At 71.0% G+C, this 7,221-nt stretch carries 10 protein-coding genes; 1 reads left to right on the forward strand and 9 read right to left on the reverse strand.

The features are described from left to right. Positions 1 to 1,596 (reverse strand): CHASE2 domain-containing protein (locus D7X32_RS41915; protein WP_244239479.1); only part of this gene is annotated, 1,596 nt, incomplete at its 3' end. Positions 1,597 to 1,696: 100 nt separating this feature from the next. Between D7X32_RS41915 and D7X32_RS41920 the strand changes: the two genes are divergently transcribed. Then, positions 1,697 to 2,563 (forward strand): hypothetical protein, encoded by an 867-nt coding sequence (locus D7X32_RS41920; protein ID WP_120608108.1) that lies wholly within the window; start codon positions 1,697 to 1,699, stop codon positions 2,561 to 2,563. A gap of 6 nt (positions 2,564 to 2,569) precedes the next feature. Here the strand turns inward: D7X32_RS41920 and D7X32_RS41925 are convergent, their stop codons facing one another. From D7X32_RS41925 to D7X32_RS41960, 8 genes are all read right to left on the reverse strand, one after another. Beyond that, on the reverse strand, positions 2,570 to 3,484 hold the full coding sequence (locus D7X32_RS41925) for a hypothetical protein (protein WP_120608117.1): 915 nt from the start codon (positions 3,482 to 3,484) through the stop codon (positions 2,570 to 2,572). Positions 3,485 to 3,715: 231 nt separating this feature from the next. Next, positions 3,716 to 4,024, reverse strand: coding sequence for a YtxH domain-containing protein (locus D7X32_RS41930; protein WP_120608109.1), 309 nt, complete (start codon positions 4,022 to 4,024; stop codon positions 3,716 to 3,718). Between the two features lie 56 nt (positions 4,025 to 4,080). Next, a complete protein-coding gene (locus D7X32_RS41935) occupies positions 4,081 to 4,461 on the reverse strand; it encodes a hypothetical protein (RefSeq protein ID WP_120608110.1) in 381 nt (126 codons plus the stop codon). A gap of 27 nt (positions 4,462 to 4,488) precedes the next feature. Beyond that, on the reverse strand, positions 4,489 to 4,683 hold the full coding sequence (locus D7X32_RS41940; RefSeq protein WP_120608111.1) for a hypothetical protein: 195 nt from the start codon (positions 4,681 to 4,683) through the stop codon (positions 4,489 to 4,491). 73 nt (positions 4,684 to 4,756) lie between these two features. Then, positions 4,757 to 4,966, reverse strand: a complete 210-nt coding sequence (locus tag D7X32_RS41945) for a DUF3618 domain-containing protein (RefSeq protein WP_120608112.1) — start codon at positions 4,964 to 4,966, stop codon at positions 4,757 to 4,759. After that, a complete protein-coding gene (locus D7X32_RS41950; RefSeq protein WP_120608113.1) occupies positions 4,956 to 5,429 on the reverse strand; it encodes a phage holin family protein in 474 nt (157 codons plus the stop codon). The genes D7X32_RS41945 and D7X32_RS41950 overlap by 11 nt, the downstream gene beginning before the upstream one ends. Before the next feature lie 168 nt (positions 5,430 to 5,597). Continuing rightward, positions 5,598 to 6,362 (reverse strand): endonuclease/exonuclease/phosphatase family protein, encoded by a 765-nt coding sequence (locus tag D7X32_RS41955; protein ID WP_120608114.1) that lies wholly within the window; start codon positions 6,360 to 6,362, stop codon positions 5,598 to 5,600. Positions 6,363 to 6,384: 22 nt separating this feature from the next. Next, the gene (locus D7X32_RS41960) at positions 6,385 to 6,897 is read right to left on the reverse strand and encodes a hypothetical protein (RefSeq protein ID WP_120608115.1); all 513 of its coding nucleotides are present in this window, start codon (positions 6,895 to 6,897) and stop codon (positions 6,385 to 6,387) included. Positions 6,898 to 7,221: the final 324 nt, after the last annotated feature.

The raw sequence follows: 7,221 nt of genomic DNA on the forward strand, positions 1-7,221 counted from the left end.
CACGTAGCCCGCCCCCGCCGCCACCGCCACGCAGACGAAGAGGAACGCGCCACCCACGGAGCGCAGCAGCCAGCTGCAGGACAGCGCCAGGAACGCGCCAATGAAGGCCAGCCCCATGGTGGCCAGCATGTCCACCTTCGGCGGCGCCCGGACGATGCCGTCCGACGCGAGGATGTTGGCGAGCGCCTGGCCCAGCACGGCGCCGTTGGCGATGCCCGGGCCAATGGGCGTCACCCGCCGTTCGGGCGCGTAGCTGCTGGTGTTGGTGAGGATGACGGCGCGGCCGTCCAGGTCGTGGTCGAAGCGGGCGGGCCGCGCCTCCTGCGTGTCGAAGAGGTTGAGCAGCACGTTCCACGCGCGGATGGAGCGGGCGAGCGGGCCGCGTGCGCCCCGCGTGGCGGACGGGGCCTCCCAGCGCAGGAGGCTGTAGCCGGACGCGTCCATGGGCACGGAGTACTTGTCCCCGATGTACAGGCGCCCGTCCGCGTACCGCAGCTTCTGCGTGCCCGCGAGCCGCATGGCGGCGGCCAGGGGCAGCGAGGGCAGGACGTAGCGCTCGCCACCGTGCGGGCTGTACGCGACGAGGTGGGGCACGCCGCGCACGACACCGTCGGAGTCTCCAGGCAGCGTGGTGGCGCCGTAGCCGCTGGCCGGGCTGAGCAGCGGCGTCACCGGGTGCTGGAGCTGGCGCACCTCCAGGAGCTTCTCCGGATCCAGCCCCTGCACCTGCACGGAGGCCAGGGCCAGGAACAGGTCCGACGGCGCCACGCGGAAGGCATCGTCCGCGGCGCGGCGCTCCTGGATGGACGCGGCGGCGGTGCCCAGCTGCTCGCCCAGGCTGCGGCCCTCGCCCTCGTCCGCGACGCCAGCCCAGACCTCCAGGCCCTTGCCCACGGGGATGAGGAACGCGGGGCGCTGCAGGGCGAGCACGGACTGGGCGCGGGCGCGGGCGTCGGTGACGCCGGAGTAGCTGCCCAGGCGGACGCGGTAGGGCCACAGGCGGCCGGTGGGCGGCAGCGTGCGGGTGCCCTCGGCGCCCCAGCGGAAGGCGAGCACGGAGTGGCCGGGGTCCTGGTCCAGGAGGGCGCGGAGCGCGTCGTCGTCCTGCGACAGGGCGCCGCGGCCCGAGCGCGTGGGCGTGACGCAGGCGCGGGGGCTGAGCTCCGGGTAGGCGAAGTCCAGCATCACCACGGAGGCCCCCTCCTCCACCAGCCGGTGGACCATGCCGCCCATGACCTGACGCGGCCACGGGTACGCGGCGATGTCCGCGCGGGGGCCCTGCTGGGCTTCGGCGAGCGTGTCGTCGTCGATGGAGACGAGCACCACGCGGTCGGAGCGCTCGGAGACCTCACCCAGCTGACGGATGCGCCAGTCGTAGAAGACGCGCTCGCCGCCGTCGAGCCAGTGGGAGAGCCCGTCGATGAAGCCGGAGGGCGACAGCAGGGGGGCGGGCGTGTCGTCCAGCCGGGTGGGGCCCGTGACGCGCTGGGAGACGAGCAGGCCCAGCAGGCAGCCGAACAGGGCCGCCATGACGAGCGAGAAGCCGAGCCGGTGGAGGAAGCGGCGGCCAGAGGAGTGGATGCGGAGGCGTTGCACGAGCGGAGTGCAGGATACCCCGCCGGGGCCCCGCGCCTATGGGACAACACGCGCGGTATGGTTGGCCGCCGTCATCCGAGCCCCGTTCAAGAGAGTGCCCATGAAACGCCTGTTGCTGTCCGCCCTGGCCACCGTGTCCATGCTGTCGCCGCTCGCCTGTGACCTGGAGAAGACGACGAACCAGCTCACGGCGGACCACGTGATGGTGGGCACCCTGCTCTCGACGCCGCAGGTGGACGTGTCCGCGTCCGCGCTGGCGGGCTACGACGCGGGGACGTACGGCGGGCCGGACGGCGGGGACGTGGTGAGCTTCCCCGGGCAGACGGCGGCGTTCGTGTTCTTCGGGACGAAGTCCGGGGAGAACTCGCAGCCGGAGGGCGTGAGTGGGGCCACCGTGACGCTGCGCGCCGGGAGCGCGGCGGGCGTCCCGCTCAACGGCCAGGGCGGCGGCAGCTACGGCGTGACGAGCGACTCCACGGACGACCTGAAGTACACGTCCGGGGCCACCTATTCGTTCTTCGCGGAGCAGGCAGGGACGAAGTACGAGGCGCGGGTGGAGGACGCGCCGACGAAGGAGGCCATCCTGGGGCTCCATCCGGCGGAGGGCTTCCTGCGGATCAACGCCAACACGGCGCTCGCGTTCGACCGGCCGCCGCCTCCGGCGAACCAGGACCGCACGCTGGGCTTCGTGACGGTGGTGCCGCTGGGTGCGAACGGAGAGAAGGGGCAGTCCACCTATTCGAACGTGCCGACGACGCCGGTGGAGTTCCTCCAGCTGGCGGCGACACCCGCGACGTTCCGGGAGGCGCGCGTGACGATTCCGGCCACCGCGTTCCCGAACCCGAAGCAGACCTACCTGGTCATCTTCCAGGCCGTGCGCATGGGCGGCCCGGAGTCCGACAACCTCTTCCTGGGCAGCGTCGTCCTGGCGGGCACCGCGGAAGTGGGCATCGTGCGGACGAACTGAGCGCCTCTACCCGGCCTCGATGTCCAGGCCGATGCGCTCCTCCAGCTTGAGGCGCAGGAGGTGGCCCGCGAAGCGTTCCGACTCTTCGCGGGTGAGGATGCCGCGGAAGTCCGGGCCATCCGCGATCTCCACCTCCATCACGACGCCGCGCTGGAGGAGGCGGAAGAAGTCCTCCCCTCCTCCGGGCCTGGGCACGCGCAGGGGGATGAAGCCCTTGAGCGGAAGGACGTCCGCGCTGGCGTCGATGACGCGCAGCAGGCCTGGGGCATCCGGGCGCACGGCGTCGGAGGCGATGGACTCCTCCGCGTAGAGCGGCGCGGGTGGGAGGGACAGGTCCTCGGTGGAGTCGTCGAAGAGGAAGCCGTAGCGGGAGGGCACCCGCTGCGTGAGCAGGTAGCAGAGCAGGACGGCCTCATCCGGCTGCACGCGTGAGACATGGAGGATGGAGCGCTCGGCGCCTACCCGGCGCAGCAGCAGCGTGAGGTGCGGCCGGCTGCGCACGAGGTAGCGGCGCACGCGGTCCAGGAGCGTGGTCCGGACCTCCGTGACCGCAGCCTGGTAGCGGGCTTCGCTCTCCGCTTCGCGCTGGGAGACGGCATCGCGGGCCTTGGCGAGTTTGGCTTCCGCGTCGCGCAGGAAGTCGCTGGCGGCGCCTTGGGGCTGGAGGCCGGGAGTCGCCGGATTGGCGTCCATGCCCGCGGCGCGCACCGCGCCCAGGAGGAACGAACCCTGCTGCGTAAGCCGGGCCTGCTCCTCGCGAAACTGGATGACGGACGCCGCGTGCTCGCGCTTCAGCTCCGCCCAGGCGTCGTAGGTGGACTCCAGTGTCTCCAGCGCGCGCAACTGCCCCAGCGCGCCATCGGGTCCGGAGGACCACGGTGTGTCTGTGTTTCGCGCGGGGAGCACCGTGGACTCATCCACGGCGGGAACATCCACGGGCGTGTCATGTCGCGGCGGCGGTGTCGCCCCGGGCGGTTTCGTGCCGGTTGTCCGTCGCCTCTTCGCCGCGCTCACAGGGTCTGCTCCTGATGCGAAGGACCGCGCATCGCCTCGCATCCTAGGCCATCCGCCCTCCCCTCGGCGCAAACACGAAGGCCCCTCCCTGCGTCCCGCAGGAAGAGGCCCTCTGTGCACTTCACGCACTGCCAGGAATCAGGTCGTCCGCTGCCCCGGCGGCACCGTGGAGCCCGCGCCCTGCTGGCCTTCCGGGGTGCGCGCATTGTTGATGGCCGTGGCCAGCTTGTCCTGACCGCCCTGGATGCGCTGGCGCAGGTCACCGCGCAGCTGCGTGCCCGGCTTGTCCGCGAGCAGCAGGCCCACGCCCACGCCCACCAGCACACCCGCCGCGAAGATGCCCAGCGCCGGCAGCGCCGTCTCCGCCGTCGAGCGGCGCGTCTCCAGGCCGATGAGGTCCAGCACGTCGTCCCGGTCCAGCTTCTTCAAGTCCTTCAGGCTCAGCATGTCCGACTCCAGGGAAATGACTTCAGGGGGAAAGACGCGGGTTGCTTCGGAACTCTTTAGACGCTGCCCGACGGCGGCGGGCCACGGCCCGTCTGGTAGCCCTGGAAGGCGGACTCCGCCATGCCCATCAGCTCATCCTTCACGAAGGGCAGCGCGGCCAGCCGCACGCCCAGCTTGAGGATGCGCCCGGTCAGCGGCGTGAAGAGGCCACCGCCCAGCACGTAGCCCACGCCCACGGCGATGGCCAGCGTGCCATAGGGGTTGCGCTCCACGCGCCCCTTCAGGTCCAGCGTCTGCCCCAGGTCCGCCACCGCGCTGCGCGCGTTGTCGATGAACTGCTGCGCGTCGGAGCCCAGCTGATCCACGCGCTGGCCGAAGCCCGCGTCCTCGCTGTGTTCCGCCGTGCCGTTGCCCGTCGTGCCCGAATAGTTCGTCATGTCCGTGCTCCCTTTCCAGGCAACCGGTTAGCGCGAGGCGATGCGGCCCACGATGAAGCCCACCGCGATGGCGCCCAACAGGCAGGTGCCCGGGTTGGCCTTGATGAACCCGACGACCTGACGGTTCATGTCCACCAGGTTCTGCCGCGCCTCGTCCATGTCCGGCAGCTGATCCTGAAGGTGCCGCGCCCGGTCTGCCATCTGCTGCGGATTGATTTCCATGGAAGCCCTCTGCTGTGCGTTCGTTTTCCGATTGCGTCCTGAAGTCTCTGCACTGCGGCCCGCGGGCGCCCGTTCAGCGCCGCGAGCCCACCAGGTAACCGACGAGGAAGGCGGTCCCCACGCAGGCATAGGGATGCTTGCGCACCCACTGACGCCAGTCGGTGACCTCCGAAACCTCCACCCGGAGCGCGCTCACCGACGTGGCCAGGTCGGCCCGGGTGCGCTCGATTTCCTCGCGAAGCGCCGCGCTCGAGCGCGGCAGGTGTCCATTGCTAGCGGCCATCCCGCGGCTCCTTGAATGCCATTCCCGTCGTGTCCTTCAGCGTGTTCACCCCGGGCGCCGCCACCTGCTGCGGCCGGGCCGTGGTGAGCGCCGCCATGCTGCGCGACAGCTCGCTCACGCTGTCATCCATCATCTGGCGCGACTTCATGCGCTTCACCGCGCGCAGGATGCCCAGGCCGCCGCCCACCAGGTTCAGCGCGCCCACCAGCGCCAGCGCTCCCGCCCACCCCGTCCACGGAGCGAGCACGGCCGCCAGCGCCCCGCAGACGAAGGCGTAACCCACGAGCAGGAAGGGCACGAACACGGCGATGCTCGCCACGTCCAGGCCCATGGCCTTCGCGTCCTCCGCCAGCTCCACGCGCGCCAACTGGAGGTGCTGCGTCACCAACCGACTGAAGCCGTCCGCCATGCGCCCGACGAGCGCGGCGACGCCGCGATCCGTCTGTTCACTGCCCACGTGCATGCGCTCTCCGGCCGACGCTCACGTCCCTGTGCGCGTGGGCGCCAACCTAGGCACCCCACCTCCCCGCGACAACCACAGCGCGAGGAAATTGTCCGGCGTTCGCCAGCGTCGGCCACTCAACGCGAGAAACCACCGGACCCCGGTGGAGCCTAGCGCAAGCCCACCCCCCTAGCCGATCAGCTGCACCGGCGGTGCGACGGGCGAGTGCACGGAGATGGGGGCCTCGAAGCGCATCACCAGCGGCAGGTGGTCCGACGCCACCCGGCTCAGGGGCGAGCGGTGCGGCGTCACCGACACCGGCCGCACCCCGGAGTCCACGTAGATGCGATCCAACCGGAACAGCGGCAGCCGCGTGGGGTACGTGCGCGCGGCGGCCCCCAGTTCGAACGCGGCGTCGTGGATGGCCTCGCGCACCAGCGACGACACCGGCCCGTTGCCCCAGGAGTTGAAATCCCCACACACCACCATGGGGTCCTTGCGGGCCGCGTCGCGGAGCAGGTCGGCGGACAGCAGCAGCGCTTCCTGCCGCCGCCGCTCGCTCACGGACAGCCCCAGGTGGAGACAGAAGACGTGCAGCTGCTGTCCACCTCCCAGGTCCAGGTCGCATCGCAACGCGCCCCGGGGCTCACGGCGCGGCACGCTCAAGTCATAGTTCTTCGACTTGAGCACCGGCAGCCGGCTGAGGATGGCATTGCCGTACCGGCGGCCATTGCGGACCACGTTGGGTCCGAAGGCCATGTGCATCCCCAGCATTTGGGCCAGGTGTTCGGGCTGGTCCTCCCGGGGCGTCTTGCCCCGGAAGTCCCCCACCTCCTGCAGGGCGATGATGTCCGCGTTCACCTCGCGAAGCACCGTGCCCACGCGCTCCAGATCGAAGGCTCCGTCCACCCCGATGCCGGAGTGGATGTTGTAGGAGACCAGGGTCAGCTCCACGCGTTGTCCACCCTCTCCTTCCTCAGGCCGGGCGGATCCGCCGGGCCGCCAGCCGCACCGCTTCCAGGGGCAGCGACGCCAGCCGCTGCACGGCCGACGCCACGTCGCCCACGCCGGACTGGATGGCCTTGAGCTGCCGGCGCGCCTCGTCGATGAGGTCCGGCAGCCGGCCCTGCGGCGGCCGCTCCTGGGTGGGCGGCAGGGCCCCGATGGGCGCGGTCGTCCCGATGATGGGCGACGCGGCCGCCTTGCGCTGCTTCTTCGCGGAGCCGCTCACCTTCGACACCGGCCCGTGGGAGAACTTGGCGTCCGCATCCGGACGGGCCAGCTCCTCCAGCTGGAGCTCCATCTTGCGCGCCATGAGGATCTCCTCCGTCTGCGCGTGGCTCTTGCCGTAGTGGACGCCGGCGTCGTCGTTCACCGTCACCCGCGAGGACTGGGAGAGGTGTTCCTTGTCGCGCTGGCGCAGGCTGCGCTTCTGCGGCGGCAGCGTCTTGGGAACCTGGAAGTGATCGAAGCTGTAGGAGCGAGGCATGTGCGCCCTCCCTTTCGAAGTCGATGCGCTGCGTTGATGTCGGAAAGCTAGGGAGCCCCTCGCCGTCCGTAACGCCTTGACGCGCGAGAACCGGCACGCCCGCCTGCCGCACGTCCGGCCAGGAACACCTTTTCGCCTCAGGGGGCACCCAAGTACCGACAATGGCACGCATCCGGCGCCTGCCTCCGGGACGGGCGGCCAGACGTCCAGCAGAGGGCATCCAGCCGAGCCCTTCCGGGCAGAGAAGCAGACAGCCAACACGCCCGACGCCGGTCCGGGAAGGTTCCGCGCGTGCGTGGTGTAAAGAACGGCCCATGCCCGCCC

The sequence above is a fragment of the Corallococcus carmarthensis genome, assembly GCF_003611695.1.
GTDB classification, from domain to species: domain Bacteria; phylum Myxococcota; class Myxococcia; order Myxococcales; family Myxococcaceae; genus Corallococcus; species Corallococcus carmarthensis.

What these genes read in the sequence shown, in the direction of transcription:
- D7X32_RS41920 (WP_120608108.1), top strand. Translation starts at nt 1,697, where the DNA reads ATGAAACGCCTGTTGCTGTCCGCCCTGGCCACCGTGTCCATGCTGTCG.
- D7X32_RS41930 (WP_120608109.1), bottom strand. Translation starts at nt 4,024, where the DNA reads ATGCTGAGCCTGAAGGACTTGAAGAAGCTGGACCGGGACGACGTGCTG.
- D7X32_RS41935 (WP_120608110.1), bottom strand. Translation starts at nt 4,461, where the DNA reads ATGACGAACTATTCGGGCACGACGGGCAACGGCACGGCGGAACACAGC.
- D7X32_RS41940 (WP_120608111.1), bottom strand. Translation starts at nt 4,683, where the DNA reads ATGGAAATCAATCCGCAGCAGATGGCAGACCGGGCGCGGCACCTTCAG.
- D7X32_RS41945 (WP_120608112.1), bottom strand. Translation starts at nt 4,966, where the DNA reads ATGGCCGCTAGCAATGGACACCTGCCGCGCTCGAGCGCGGCGCTTCGC.
- D7X32_RS41950 (WP_120608113.1), bottom strand. Translation starts at nt 5,429, where the DNA reads ATGCACGTGGGCAGTGAACAGACGGATCGCGGCGTCGCCGCGCTCGTC.
- D7X32_RS41960 (WP_120608115.1), bottom strand. Translation starts at nt 6,897, where the DNA reads ATGCCTCGCTCCTACAGCTTCGATCACTTCCAGGTTCCCAAGACGCTG.